This window comes from Nodularia sp. UHCC 0506 (genome assembly GCF_034931045.1).
Lineage (GTDB): Bacteria > Cyanobacteriota > Cyanobacteriia > Cyanobacteriales > Nostocaceae > Nodularia.
Map to the genome: position 1 here is coordinate 1 of NZ_JAYGHH010000066.1, position 14,655 is coordinate 14,655.

General features: G+C 39.8%; 12 protein-coding genes and 2 pseudogenes. 5 read left to right on the top strand and 9 right to left on the bottom strand.

Translation table 11 applies throughout. The annotated features are described in order from the left end of the window. The 4 genes from VB654_RS23260 to VB654_RS23275 all read left to right on the top strand — a co-directional run. A partial coding sequence (locus tag VB654_RS23260; protein WP_323216196.1) for a hypothetical protein occupies positions 1-420 on the top strand: 420 nt, incomplete at its 5' end. 12 nt (positions 421-432) lie between these two features. Next, positions 433-834 carry a hypothetical protein gene (locus tag VB654_RS23265; RefSeq protein WP_323216197.1) on the top strand — a complete coding sequence of 134 codons (402 nt, stop codon included), beginning with the start codon at positions 433-435 and terminating at the stop codon, positions 832-834. A 1-nt stretch (position 835) separates the two neighbouring features. Beyond that, on the top strand, positions 836-2,371 hold the full coding sequence (locus VB654_RS23270) for a hypothetical protein (protein ID WP_323216198.1): 1,536 nt from the start codon (positions 836-838) through the stop codon (positions 2,369-2,371). Positions 2,372-2,621: 250 nt separating this feature from the next. After that, the gene (locus VB654_RS23275) at positions 2,622-3,224 is read left to right on the top strand and encodes a hypothetical protein (protein WP_323216199.1); all 603 of its coding nucleotides are present in this window, start codon (positions 2,622-2,624) and stop codon (positions 3,222-3,224) included. 94 nt (positions 3,225-3,318) lie between these two features. On the opposite strand, the gene VB654_RS25290 is transcribed toward VB654_RS23275, so the two are convergent. Together VB654_RS25290 and VB654_RS23280 are read right to left on the bottom strand one after the other, a co-directional pair. Next, positions 3,319-4,197: an RNA polymerase sigma factor, RpoD/SigA family gene (locus VB654_RS25290; RefSeq protein WP_416235706.1), complete on the bottom strand. Its 879-nt coding sequence runs from the start codon at positions 4,195-4,197 to the stop codon at positions 3,319-3,321. 24 nt (positions 4,198-4,221) lie between these two features. Then, positions 4,222-6,033 (bottom strand): annotated as a pseudogene (locus tag VB654_RS23280) (AAA family ATPase); the annotation flags it as partial. Between the two features lie 129 nt (positions 6,034-6,162). Here VB654_RS23280 and topA point away from each other — a divergent pair. Continuing rightward, a complete protein-coding gene (topA, locus tag VB654_RS23285) occupies positions 6,163-8,316 on the top strand; it encodes a type I DNA topoisomerase (RefSeq protein WP_323216201.1) in 2,154 nt (717 codons plus the stop codon). A gap of 108 nt (positions 8,317-8,424) precedes the next feature. Here topA and VB654_RS23290 read toward each other — a convergent pair whose 3' ends face one another. From VB654_RS23290 to VB654_RS23320, 7 genes and pseudogenes are all read right to left on the bottom strand, one after another. After that, on the bottom strand, positions 8,425-8,781 hold the full coding sequence (locus VB654_RS23290) for a hypothetical protein (RefSeq protein ID WP_323216202.1): 357 nt from the start codon (positions 8,779-8,781) through the stop codon (positions 8,425-8,427). Positions 8,782-8,855: 74 nt separating this feature from the next. Continuing rightward, a complete protein-coding gene (locus tag VB654_RS23295) occupies positions 8,856-9,113 on the bottom strand; it encodes a DUF6262 family protein (RefSeq protein ID WP_323216203.1) in 258 nt (85 codons plus the stop codon). Next, entirely contained in the window at positions 9,110-10,567 is a 1,458-nt protein-coding gene (locus tag VB654_RS23300; RefSeq protein WP_323216204.1) for a tyrosine-type recombinase/integrase, read from the bottom strand. Before VB654_RS23300 ends, VB654_RS23295 begins: the two co-directional genes overlap by 4 nt. Then, a complete protein-coding gene (locus tag VB654_RS23305; protein ID WP_323216205.1) occupies positions 10,560-11,645 on the bottom strand; it encodes a tyrosine-type recombinase/integrase in 1,086 nt (361 codons plus the stop codon). The genes VB654_RS23300 and VB654_RS23305 overlap by 8 nt, the downstream gene beginning before the upstream one ends. A 155-nt stretch (positions 11,646-11,800) precedes the next feature. After that, positions 11,801-12,126: pseudogene (locus VB654_RS23310) on the bottom strand (hypothetical protein); the annotation flags it as partial. A 59-nt stretch (positions 12,127-12,185) separates the two neighbouring features. Next, on the bottom strand, positions 12,186-13,370 hold the full coding sequence (locus VB654_RS23315; RefSeq protein WP_323216206.1) for an ARPP-2 domain-containing protein: 1,185 nt from the start codon (positions 13,368-13,370) through the stop codon (positions 12,186-12,188). 85 nt (positions 13,371-13,455) lie between these two features. Further along, positions 13,456-14,655, bottom strand: a 1,200-nt coding sequence (locus VB654_RS23320; RefSeq protein ID WP_323216207.1) for a hypothetical protein, incomplete at its 5' end; no start/stop codon positions are given.

A 14,655-nucleotide genomic window follows, 5' to 3' on the forward strand; every position in this document is an offset into this window, starting at 1 on the left:
GCTATCCAAACCATTGAAGTATTTCCAGTCATTCTCAAGCGCGATCGCGTTTTCATGAAAACCATTATCAATGAGTTGCAATCTTCAGAAAAGTTTGCGGAACGTGATGGTGATGACCCGACTTTGATAGCATTGAAGCGTTGGTACAATAACTTCCCTACACTAACGATTACCAAAGCCAGAACTCTTTCACTGTTTGTTTACGCAGTAGATTTCTTAATTTGTACCGTTGTTTATCCTCCTGTAAATGGTGGTTTTGGCAGATTAATGTTTATCTTAGTCTCTGGGCAGTGGAACCAAATTATTTGGGCAAACGTGTTCTTGCTTTTAGCAACTTTATTCGGAGTTGAGTTAATTATCAGGTTTTTGTTTTGGTTGGGTGAAATAGCTTACTACATGAAGGCGGCTCATTCACGTTAAAACATGAAAATTATGAAAGAATCTTTAACTCCATCTCAATATCATTCCTACATAAATTCTCAGGAGTGGAGAGCAAAACACAAAGATTGGCTACGTGCTTGCCACAACCGATGCTCAATGTTTCCCTGGATGCGGATTGGCCGCTACAAATCAAAATACTACCGATATTCCATTCATCATACCGGGATTGGTTACACAAATTTGGGGAACGAGAAATTAGTAAGTGATGTTCTGCCGCTTTGTCCCTTTGCCCATTGGTTAATTCACGGAGGTAGGATGAAAGTCAAAGCCCCTTGGCAGCCAAATTTAGGTCAAAAAATTTTACATTTTTGGTGCGGATTACGACTAAAAAATAAGCAAATAGTAGTGTGTGCCTTGATCGGATTAGTTGTGTTTTACATTTTTGGTAATTGAAATGATGTCTGCATTCAACCCTAATTCTCGCCAACTCACACCCCAAGAATGGCAGAATATAGCCACGCAATCAGTGGACAGCAATAACTCCCAATTCATCATTATTGGAGGAATAATTGCGGGGTTGTTTGTTGCTTCCGGTACTGGTTTTCTTCCTAGTGGGGTTTTAGTCGCTGCTTATAGTTTTTATTCGGCGTGGCAACGCACCCAAAAAACTAATCGGAATGAGATTGCTATTAATGAATACGGCTGCGTTGCTCATGTTCTCAAAGGACAAGATTTTCGGGACTTCCGCAAACAAGTAGGGGATGAAGAAGTTCTCAAACAAGTGCAGTGGGCAGTAAACAATAGCTATAGTCCTAGCACGGATGCCTTAAACTTTTTGGAAATGCAGCAAAAGTTTAGCCCCAAAGGATTACTTTTTCATCCACATTCTTCCTTATCTTTAAAGGATAATCCCATCTCCAATAACCCGAATGGCCTTCTCCAATCTCGTTCTGGCTTCGGCATGAGCGCTCAATCGAATGAGAAAAACCCAATGCCCCCAAACCAAACTCATGTAGTCACGTTTCAACAAGATATACCAGACCTAGCCAAAAAGATGGCAGAGGTATTGAAAAATTCTTTAATCATTGGTGTGCCAGGAGTAGGGAAGGATTATTTTGTCAGCAATGCCCTGGAATGGGTAAAAAAACTTCATTCTAACTGCACAATATTTTTCATTGATCCCAAAGATGATCCCAAAGAAACTGGATATTTTCAAGGACAGGTTGATTATCTATTTCGTTTAAATATTTGCACCCACGATCCAGTACAGGTTTACGAATGGGTTCAAAGGTGCTTTCAAGCTTATGACAAATTTGATGCGGGTACAGGCTTAAAGCTGCTAATATTTAATGAAATGGCAGCTACGAATAAAACCCTTACTAATGTCAAAGGAGCCTTGAACTGGGTCAAGTCTAAGATGGTTGGTTATAGCAGTTCTGGTGATTCTCGTGGAATCAAAATTTGGGGAATTTCTCAAAATGCTCACAATTCAGGCATTGGCTTTGATGGTGGAGAAAAGTCAATTTTTACGCCTATTGTCATTGTTGCTGAAAACGAAATATCGGCATCAGAGCAAGTCCTGAGAGCGCACATTATTCCCAACGACAAACGCTTAACTTCTGACGAAATTAAGGCAATATGTCGCCAATCTCCTGTAAAAAGAGCAATTTTTCACGGAACTTACAATCAATGGTTTCCTATGCCTCAATTGACAAATTATTCGGGGTATGACCGTGATTCTCGTACTTTTATTTCTGAACAAGCAACACAAGTACAAACTACTCAAACTCAAACCCAGCCTAAAACTCAAGTAGATTTAATGATTTACAGGCTGGAAATATCCAGCCAATTAACATTAGAAGAGTTTATTGAAAATGATTTGAAGGCTCCTTATGGCAGGAATAAAAATCAACTTAAAACAGCAATTATCGAAATGTTACATAAAGCTAGACGCACAGATTTACTCAATAAATTTCAAGCGACTGTCTAAGTATAAGCTTGGATTTTTACTCGATTTGTAGTAATATTGATTATTAGCTGGGGGGATGATATTTTGTATTTAGAGTAAAAATTAACCTCTCGAAGTAAAATGATAGCTTGGAATAAATCCATTTGTCTAGATGTTTCCCACAAAATTTTTTCCACAATATCTGTAACTTATAGCGATTTTTAAGTCCAAGTTGACCGCAATTAAATTAATCCGTTATAAGCTGCTTACATTAACACAACTTTAGAGAATTATGGCAATTAAAAAACATATTAATCTTAATCAAGGATGTTCCATTAATACCATAAATAAAAAGATAATTATCAATTTAGGAACTGAATATCTGTTGAATTCAATAAGGCAAGTATTAAAAAACCATTATTCGCCCGAAACTCAAAAAAATGCTATTGAAGAAAGTTCCAAATTGTTACCTGACTTTGTATTACAAGAATTATTAAAACGCCAAGAACAGGTAGTGAATGTCAATCCAGATACCTTAATCGTTGTTAGTTGTCAGATAGCAGGAACTGAAGTTGATGAGTTGGGGTTTGATTTAAATATTGACGTATGTTTTGTAATTGGAGATACAAAAGGCCAAAATCATTTTCGGGCTAATAAGATAACTTTTTGGTCGAATATCTGGGGTGATGAAGAACAGCTTTTTGATTTAGAAGATGAACTAGGTGAACAGTTCTGGACAAATTATCAAACCCAGTTGCTTTTTGATGATAAAGAACAGCAGACAATTAAAATTGAAGTATCACAAACAGATAATTACCCAGCAAGATTAAATTTCCACCCATCACTTCAAACCTTTAGCCCATCTATAGATACCTTTGCAGATGATAGTTTTTAAAAGACATTATACGCTATAAAAAGCACAACCGAATAGTAATAAACCAGTTCTTGTTCAGGTGGGGACGAATCCCCATCTGAATTATCCCTCTTGCTCAAGAAAATAAATATTGTTCAATTTCAGGTTGTTGACGACGTAGAACAGTGATTGCTTGCTGCTGGATTTGACGAACTCGTTCTCGACTGACATTCATTTTCTCGCCAATTTGAGCCAACGTCAGTTCTTGATCGTTCTCTAATCCAAAGCGCAAAATTAATACTTCACGCTGTGTTGGTTTGAGAGATGCTAATAAACTATTCAAATCTTGGCGCAGAAGTTCTTGGGTGATATGCTCGTTGGGAGATATGCCTCCATCTGGCAAAAGTGCATTAAGTTCTGTGTCTTGATTATCTCCGATCTTGACATCTAAAGAAATTGGCTGACGAGAGGTGCTGAGAAAATCTCTAATCTGTCTTGGTTGTAAGTTTAAAGTTTCAGCAATTTCTGTAATACTGGCCGGACGACCAAGTTTCTGAAACAGTTCTCGCTGTACTTTTTTAATTTTGTTGAGTTGTTCAGTGATATGAATTGGCAAGCGAACAGTACGGGACTTTTCCGCGATCGCCCGTGTGATTGACTGCGTGATCCACCAATAGACATAAGTTGATAACTTGTAGCCACGATTGGGGTCAAATTTTTCCACCCCTCTTTGTAAACCTATTGCCCCTTCTTGCAGTAAATCCAAAAATTCTAGATTGCGCTTCTGATACTTTTTGGCAATGGAAACCACTAGGCGCAGATTTGCTGTCACCATCTTTTGTTTGGCTCGTTGACCAAGTTTTTGAATTTGAGCTACCTCAGCTTCACTTTTTTCAACATCAACAGCTAATTCGAGCATTGTTGGTTCTCGATTTAGTTGTTGGGTGAGTTCATTTCTTCTTTGCTCAATTGCCATCATCTGCTGAATTACCCTATCGCCCACCCGCAGAATCATCCCACCCCGGTTAATCTCGGTTTTCTCTGGTGCGGGAGAATTAATCAGCTGCTGCAATACAGCATTCAAATTCCGAGTTCCAACCAATCCCCGTGACATTGGACAAAGAACCTGGATATCAGTAGCGGGATTAAAGCCCAGCCGGGGGATGAAATCGCTCACCAACTCACAGATTGCCTGTACCCCATGCTCTGGCTGATGACCCCCACCATGCCATAGACAGTCTGACACAGGATTGTCCGAAATCGGTTCCATCATTGGATAATCGCCTTGGTTGATTTGATGTGCGGCGGTGATGATTGCGCTCTGCTGGGCTTGCCTGAATACCTGCGTTAGCCGGACTACTGGCACTTGCAGCGATGTAATCATATCAGCCAGCACTTTACCAGGGCCAACTGAAGGCAGCTGGTCAATATCACCAACAAGTAATAGTTGCGCTCTACCAGCTACTGCTTTTACCAGGGAGTGTGCCAGGAATAGATCCAACATCGAAGCTTCATCCGCGATGATAGCTGTATAAGGCAGGGGATTTTCATGATCACGCTTAAAGCCCATTGAACGAGGGTCAAATTCTAGCAAGCGATGTATAGTCTTAGCTTCCAGCCCTGTCATCTCACTTAATCTTTGTGCACCCCTCCCAGTTGGTGCAGCCAGGGCGATGGATTTGCCCATTGCCTTCCACAAGCTGACAATCGTATGGGTAGTGAAGGTCTTGCCAACTCCTGGCCCACCAGTAAGAACCATGACTGGAGAGTAAGCTGCTTTCTCTACCGCTTGCTGCTGTTGTGGCGATAGTTGAATCTTGTGACTAGCGGTGAAGTGCTCAATCCAAGCCCGAACACGGGGCATATCTTGTACAATTGGCTGGCGTAATTTCCGGGATATCAATTGTGCTAGATTTTGTTCGGTGTGGAAGAATGTCGGTTTGTAGCACAGGAGTAGTTTCTCTTTGTAGCTGTCCCTAACAAATTCTCTGATCAGTTCCTCCCTAGCTGACATCTGTTTGATAATATCAGTGATCGCATCCTCAGTTGGTTGATGATCATCTGTTGTTAGTAACTTGCTCACTTTCTCAATTAATTCCGGCTGGGGCAGATAACAGTGACCATCCTCAGCAGCTTCACTCAGGGCCTGGATGATTCCGGCGCTGTATCGGAACTCGGAGTCAGAGGGTACACCCAGGTTACGAGCAATTTTATCAGCAGTGAGAAAACCAATCCCGTAGATATCGGTTGCCAACTGGTATGGGTTTTTGGTTACTGTTGCGATCGCCTTATCTTGGTACTGCTTGTAAATTTTGACTGCATACGTCGTAGAAACACCGTGGCTTTGCAGGAATATCATCACCTCTTTGATGGCTTTCTGGGTTTCCCAGGCGTTCTTAATCAGCTTGACTCGCTTTTTGGCAATACCCTGAACTTCAATGAGGCGGTCGATTTGGTTGTCGATAATTTCTAGAGTTTCTAAACCAAAGTGAGCAACGATGCGTTTGGCTGTGACTGGGCCAACCCCTTTTATGAGTCCACTGCCCAAGTATTTTTCAATCCCAGTGAGTGTTGCTGGTTTTGTTTCTTTGTAATTTGTGACTTGGAACTGTGGGCCATATTGCGGATGCTCACGCCAAAAACCTGTTAACTCAAGTGTCTGCCCTGGCTGAATGTTGGCGAAACTACCGACGATTGTAGTTAAATCTTTAGATCGGTGACGCACCAGACGCGCCACAGTGTATCCGGATTCTTCCGAGTGAAAGGTCAGACGCTCAACTACTCCTGTAATAGTTTCATACTGGGGAGTAGCGTTAACTTGTTGTTGTGAGAGATTTGGTAAAGTGGACATTATAGTTTAAGTAGTCATTAAGCCTTAAAATAAAAAATCGCCATTATAGTACACTTATACTAAAATACAGTAAATAATTGTTTAGCAATAATCAAACACTCAATATAAAGTAATCACAGCGCATCTGCCATGCCAAAGCATCTTCTTGTAGTTGAATCCCCTGGTAAAGTGAAAAAACTCAGTCAAATTCTGGGTACAGATTGGATCGTCCGCGCCAGTTGTGGTCATATCCGAGAACTGAGTAACGATGGTGATGATTCACTGGGATTCAGCATTGATGGAAGTAATATCAAATGTCACTACATCCCTCGTGATCAACGAGCTAAAGAAACTATCCAGAAACTCAAAGCCGCAGTTAAGCAGGTTGATGAAGTCGTCTTAGCAACAGACCCAGACCGAGAAGGTGAGACAATTGCTTGGCATCTCAAGGAAGTTTTGGGATTGAAAGAACCCAAACGAGTGATTTATACGGAAATTACGGCATCGGCGGTTCGGTCAGCGATCGCTAACTCCAGAAAACTCAATTTTAACTTGGTGGGTGCGGGGCTGTGCCGAGACTGTCTGGACAAGTTGGTAGGCTACAAAGGCAGTCCCTTGGTTTGGGCATTGAATAACGGTGCAAAAAGTGTTGGGAGAGTCCAAAGTGCCACCCTACATTTGATTTGCCAGCGAGAAAGAGAAATTCAAGCTTTTGTCCCCCAGGACTACTGGAATGTTTTTGTAGATTACGCTGAAGGATTTCGGGCTTTCTACAACGGGACAACTGATTCTCGCCCAGAAGCGCAGCACCAAGAAACTGACACTAATGATGATGCAGCTACAGGTAGCAAAGAAAAACCAGAATCTAAACGTGTTGTATCTGAAGCTGAGGCGACACGGTTAGTTGAACAAGCGCGGCAACATCCTCACAAAATTATCCAAATCGAAGGGAAAACCGTTAATCGTCAACCACCACCACCATTCACCACTTCTACCCTTCAGCAAGCAGCCGGTTCCAAACTGCGGTTTTCCCCTGATAAAACCATGCAGGTGGCACAAAAGCTATATGAGGCTGGGCTGATTACATATATGCGGACAGACTCGGTGATGTTGAGTCCTGAGTTTTGTACCAGCGCCCGTAAATGGTTAGAACAAAACGACCCGGAGAATGTACCGCAGCAGGTAGCCAAACACCGTAGCAGCAAGTCGGCTCAAGAAGCACATGAGGCTATCCGTCCTACAGATGTGTTTCGCCCTTCAGTAGAACTACGTGCGGAATTACCACCTGATGAATTTAACCTGTACGTAATGATTTGGAAACGGGCGATCGCATCTCAATGTAAAGCCGCCCAACTCCGCAAAACTCAAATAATCACCCAGTCAGGAAACCTGTTATGGCAGGCCAGAGGACAAGTAATTGAGTTCTACGGTTACGCTCGTTACTGGAATAATCTCAGCAAAGATTCAGATTTACCTGCTTTAAAACAAGGACTTGCGCTAACCTTGGAAAATGCGGGACATGAGCAGAAGCAAACCCAGCCGCCGCCACGTTACAGCGAACCAAAATTGGTACAAGTAATGGAACGCAAAGGCATTGGCCGCCCCAGTACCTATGCTCCCACTGTAGCCACTCTTAAAAAACGGGCTTATGTAGAGTTGAAAAAAGATAATCTGCAACCCACAACTTTAGGTTTAGAGGTTGATGAGTTTTTGCAGAAGGCTTTACCTGATTTACTGGAAGCTGAGTTTACAGCCAAAATGGAAGATGCACTGGATGCGATCGCTGATGGAAAACAGGGCTGGCAGCAATATCTAAGCGGTTGGAATCAGGACTACTTTGTACCTGCACTCTCCAAAGCTAAAACCTTAGTTGCAGGTGCATCAAATGGTACAGCTTTTTTTGAGCGTAAGTTTGAAACTTCCAAAACTCACTGTCCTCAGTGCAATAGTTTGATGTCTAAAATACCCAGCACTAAGATTAAGAAAAAGTATTTCCTTAAATGTACCAGTAGTTGTGAAAATGTGGTGTTGTTTTGGAGCGATCGCTCTAAGACTTGGGAAGCACCCCGTAGCAAAGAAAGCGAATCAAAACCTCCAGCCAAAATAACTTCGCATCCTTGCCCTGTATGTCAAAAGCCTTTGGAGGAGTATATTTATATTAAGGATGGGCAGCAGAAAACAATGCTTCGGTGTTCAGATCCTAAATCTCGTCAGGATAAAAAACATAAGGATGTGGCTTACTTTAATACAGCCAAAGGATGGTGGAGTCCAAAGTTTGGGGAATTGCCAGGAAAGGTAAATTAACGGTTGACTTATTTTAGCTATTTCGCCGTAAGCCTCCCACTAAAACGGTAAACGGTACTCAGATCAGTGTGTGGAGTGTGTCACTATCTAATGCCTTGTGCAAAAGTTTTAAATAGATTCGGACAACAAACCTGACATATCTAATACTCGCTCTGACCAAACACTAGCTTGCTCAGACATATTTCTGCGTTTGCTCTCATCAGACCAAAGACTATCAAACTTTAATTTCCATCGTGCTAGTTGAACTTGAATGTTAACTAATTCTTCGGCATATTCCGGTTTAATGTCTGCGGCCGTCCATTCGATAAAAGACATAGTTTCATCTGCAACACTTTCAACCGCTTCAGGGTAGGCAGTAGTACAAAATGTTCTCAGCCTGGCTAAATTGGAAGCTATGTGTCCTAAGCGATTTGATGTATTTTCGCTTTGAAAGCGTACTTGTTTTTCATCTAATTTCTGGTTCATATCCACCAATTAACTCCTGAGAAATTTGTTTAACCCGTTCTCTAATTACTGGATCTTGAATGAGCATTGAGCGATTATTTTGACTTCTTTTGTGCCAATCTAATTGGATGTTGTTGTGTTCTCAGTGAATTAATTCTTTCTCTTAAATCTGGATATTTGTATATATAACTCGTAGAAACTCCAGCTAATCTTGCTACATTAGCTACAGTTATCGGTTGATTGGAGCTAGTTAAGCTTCTAATAGCTTTATCTGTTGCCTCAGCAGCTAAACGTTTTTTCTCTAAAGCAGCATTACTCAAAGCAGCTAAACGTTTATTTTTAGCCTCATTCATAAATCTTTCTCCAACTCATTAATAATCTTGTTTAAGTTACTCAGAACTTCCTCATTAATTTGAACTTGGCGCTTCCAGTTGTTGTTGGTTGCTACTTCCAAGGCTTTACGAGTACGTTCTTGATGTTCTTTGTGTTTATCTAAAAACTCTTTGGTAGTACGAAAATCACCACACTGAAGACAAGCATTACCCTTAGAGCAGTCTAAATGTGCAGGTAAAGCACAATAACCATGAGCTAAAACTTCACCTAAAACTTGCTTTTTCATCCATTGCAGTTCTGTATCATTGTCTAATTCGGGAAATTTTGATTCCATGACTTGTCCAGAAATATTCACTACTTTGCTATGATAATTTTTAATTTCTCGTTTGAGAGTAGAATCCATAATGCGAGCATATACTGAAGTCATAGCTGGCGAACTATGTCCTAAATATCGCTGAATAATATGATGTGGAACATTGTTATTAATCATTTTAGTTCCTACAGTATGACGAAACTGATGACTTTGGAAATGCCAAATTTCTTGAGAGCTATCACGAATTTCAAACTTCTTAGCCAACCAATTTAAATATTGATTAAACCTTGGAGATAACATGATTATTGGCTGAGGATTAAAATTTGCCAAATCTTCATTATTGAAATACTTGCTAGTTGTGCAAAATAAGTATTTGTAATCCTGCCCTAGTGCCTTAATGATGTAGTTTTGTTGTGCTTTAATTATTCCGGCTAGTTCATTGGAAATAGGAATAATATCTTCTTTTTTCATCTTCCACCGTATAAACTTAATAAACCATCCTCCTTTAGCATCTTCCTGTAAACAATTAAAATTTAGACCAACAAGCTCACTTACCCTCAATCCACATTCTTGGATCACTAACACCATTCGTTGAACTGGTTCTGGTAAAGCTTCAAGATGCTGGTTAAGCTGTTGAAGTACATCATTAGGAATAAACCGAGGTATTACTTTTATATCCCTATTTGCTGTGGCTATCCAATCATTTAAGAATCTATAGGAAACATTAAACCAATCTTGAGTATTACCTACATCTAGAAACACTTTTAGGGTAATTAATTCCTTTTTTAAATGGGACGGTTTAAATTTTTTTTGTTTTAAGTAGATGTAGTATTCAGTTAAAGTTTTTTCATTAATTTGATTGGCATTGATTAATTCTGGCAAAAACTTGGCTAAAAATAATCCAAAATTCTTGAGAGCTTTTAAATTTCTACAAAGACTGGAAAATTGTAGATTGATGCTGCGATAAAAAATATATTTTTTCACTAAATCTTTTAACCATTGTTGCTTGATGCGATGAAAATATAACTTACTCTCCATGTTACCTGGAGATACTCTTAATCCTAAGTTCTCAGCAGTCCATATATCAGATGCAAAAAATTCAGTTGGATTGAATTCAAGAGATGGAGATGATGAAGATTTGATTTGTGCAGATTCAATCATGATTTTTATTCTCCAAATATTCTTGGTATTTTAAGGCTAAATCTTCATCAGTGAGATGAACATAAGTATTAATTGTTGTTTGGATATCAGAATGACCTAGCCGTTTTTGTACATAAGCCATATCCCAATTTGCTCTAATTAGTTCTGTAGCATGAGTATGTCTCAAAATATGGGGATAAGCTTTAATTCCTGTTTTTGTAGCTAGACGAATAAATAAATTATCCACATTGGATTTTGTCATTGGTTCTCCCAATGGATGTTTCCAACAATTGACAAATACATAATCGCTGTCCACTTCCGGATAATTATTTACTAAATAGTTTGAATACATTCGCATTAAATCTTTAGAGACATGAATTATTCTACTTCCTGTTTTGGCTCTAGCATGATTGGCATTATCATCTCTATAGGTTACATGAATTTCATTAACTCCTTTGGAGAAAATATCTTCGTGCCTTAGCCCTAATGCTTCTCCTATTCTCATCCCTGTTTCGTACAGTAGATAGATTAAAAATTTGTCTCTAATATTGTTACAAGCATCAATCAACTTACGTACTTGTTCTTTTGTCAGGCATCCAGGGAAAGTTCTAGGTTCTTTCAATTTCAGAATATTGGTTTTAATGATTCCTGTTTGTGTATGATGTAACACCGATTTGTACTTCATTTTAGAAGGATCTATTCTTTTAGCCTGGTAGAAGTTAATAGGTTCAGTAACTCCCAATCTCGTCTGAAATTCATAAAATGATTTAACGGTTTTTAATATATGATTAATAGTCTTCTCTGTTCTTCCCATCCTTGGTGAAGATAAATTAATTATTTTTGAAGAGGAAGTTTTTAACCAATGTATAAATTCGGATAGCTTCAAAATTGTTATCTGAATCCAATCAATTTCTCTTGATTCCAGAAACTCCCAATAAAGCTTCAGATTTCTAGCGTAAGCTTTTATCGTGTTTGGTGAGTAATTTTTATTTTCTAAGTAACGCAGATAGTCATAGATTGGAATTACGGGAGAGTAATCATCATTTAAAACCATCCAAATTTCTCTTCCTTCGGTTGTTATTCCCTTATTGACTTGCATATATGTTCACTTGTTTGGTTCTGAAGGGGGTGAACATTGTATACGTTGTTGGATAAATCTGTAAACTCTTTATACAACGTTGTGCAACAATCTCTTGCAAGAACGATGTTGATGTTGTTTAAAGGATTTATTTACGTGCATATAACCAATGGATCACATTTTTCTAACAAGTTATCAAATACATCAGCCGCATCCATCAATAAATAAGACTGACGGCGGCTGTGACCAAACCTATCCTGGCAATATTCCTCAAATGTCCGGTGAGTGGAACGGTATAGCCACCTGTCTCGCAACTCCATCAAAGCTTTCCCAGCTTCATAGAATGCCCTCTCCACTTTCCGTTCTAGGTGTAGACGGTAAGCGGAGCAATGCCGTTAGGCTGATCGCGCTCTTGTTCCTCTGACAACTCAGGAACTTCAACAGCGCTTACCTTAATAGTTGCAGCCCCTGGATTTTCTGAATTAGGTGATTTAGGAATCATCACGGATGTTAGCTTTACAAAGCACAAATTTATGGAATATGCTGTTACTTACGTAGTGTTCACCTTTTACCCTTGGCTTTCTTCAGTGCTGCCTGTCTTACTTCTGCATTGAGTAAATAACCAAAACCTACCTTGTCTAAACGTTGCACAAATTCCTCTCGTGTATTGCCCAATTTACTAGCTGTAGCATCCAAATTCCAATTATGCTCCGCTAATTGACTCAGCAAATACACTCGACGAGTCTGCATTCCTGATAAACGGTAAGTTTTCAAATACTCCAATTCACCATTCTCTCGAATAATTGCTTCTCCAATATGATTCTCTTCTTTGGGGTTGAGGTCAGTAATAAATCGCTGTAATATAAATGAACCAGCAGTATAAACCCTCTGAGAAACCAACCTACGTCCTAGCAGTCCTTCTGCCATAAACCCCTGAAAAGATGCCCAATCTGCACGCATATTTTCTACTGCTGCTCTCAAAGCTGTTAAATCATTAATTTTTGACTCATCTAAAGATACACTCATCGGAAAAGTTGTCTCGTGAAGTAAAGCATATTGATACAATAGTTCACCATAAAAATCTTCTAATAAACTCTTGTGTAAAAGCCGATAATCTTCTGGTGTAGGAACTACAAAAGCTGATGCCAATGCTTCTGCTACAAACACCAATACCCCCACCTGTTGAGAATGAATTTCAAACACTCGCAAAGCATCTTCAAGTCCAGCAATATAACGCCCCCTAAAAGAGCTTTCTATACGAATACCCAGACCATGAGAAAGGGCATATTTAGAATATTCACGCCAAGCAATATCAGGCCCCTCAAAGAAGATTGATAAAAAGCCTTCCATTGCTAAATGCAGTGGTAAAAATCTCAGTTGATTCTTAGATTCCCGTTTTACCATGCGGTGCATTAATCGCACACTAGCAAAATTGCAATTTAGCTGCTTACCGTCGGTTTTCAAAAGTTGTCCCCCAAAAGCACCCACAGGACTACCATCATCAGTCCAAGATAATACTAATCCATGAGGAATATAGGAGAAATATTTCATTCCTGGTGCTGTGATTTCTCCTGCTAAGGAAACTACTGTTAAATCTTCATTATAGCTACGACGTAGTAAGCGTAAATCGTTACGAACCTGACGACGCAATAATGGCACAATACGGACTGAACCCCATACCTGAGAAGGGGCAATTTCTAATCCTTTAAGTGATATGTCTGTTAATAAATTATTTTTGGATGCCATATAATAGTGTGTCTAGTTTTATTATTTTTAAGCAACACCATATTTAGTATATGGACTTTTGTATGGGGGATGTAAACTCCACATCTTATCCACTTAACATTTGCTTGACTCGCGCTGCTAAATATTCCTCTAATTCTGTTAAAGATGCTGAACCTTCAGCAAATCTGGCAAAACCCAACATTGTCGGTAAATCTTCTGCATCTCGTAATCCAACTGTGGGAACTGCGGGACTGAGGAGATGTAAGGAAAAATCATCGGCATTGTATACAGGATTACAATGCACAATGGAAGTTTTTTGTTGAGGATCTAAACGTTGGCGATATATACGCAGAATTTCTGATGCACCATTGGGTGGGTCGTTTTCCCAACCGTCGCTAATGATGACTACTAAATCTGCACCCCAATCTAAAGCATCAAGTAGGGGTGTAGCTAAATCTGTTTGTCCACGAGGGAGAATCAATAGTGGATCATTAGTGGGTATCGTCCAAAAAGCTTGGTATTCCTGAGATGCAGCTTTTAATAGGTAATGGACGGCTAAGGCTACTCCTAAAGGACGACGATGTTTTTCAGTTGAACCGGAACTGGAGTAACTGCAATCTAGAACTGCTGCTACTCGTCCAAGTTTGATGGGGGATTTTTTTAATGTGAAAGCCGCAGATTTCTCTAATGCTTGATTGAAGATATCCCATTGCTGTTTGCGAGTATCCAATGGTAAAGAAAGGATATACAGTGCTAAACGAGTCAGAGGGAGACGACCTAAATTAATGTCAATTTCTACTGCTGTGCGGTTGGCTGAAGTTTGCGATCGCAATTTTTCGTTCAAGGTCATTTTGTCTTGGATGCGGGACAAAAAGACCTCACGTTTAATACCGTGTTTTGCGGCTAAACCTTCAGCCACAGTGAAGGGTAGCTGATAAACTGCTTCTGCACTATAGTGTGCTTGGCGAAATGTCTCGAATAATTCGGTTTGATAAACTCGTTGTTTCCATTTACCAAAGAGGAAGTTACCTAATTCTCCTGGAAGGGTGAGGTGTGCATGGGAAGCGATCGCTCTAAATTTAGAACGATATTTGACAGCATCAAAGTTAATGTCACGTCTTTGTTGAAGATAATCACGAGCGATCGCTCTACTCCGGCGATTATTAATACCTCTTTTCCGTAATTGTTGCAATACATCCCAACCTCGTTGTGGTGGTAGGGCTGCTAGTGCCGCAGCTATTAATGCCCCTTCTTCTTGGCGATGTCCAGCGGGTGTGTTTTTTCCGGTTGCTAGTAATTTCAGAAT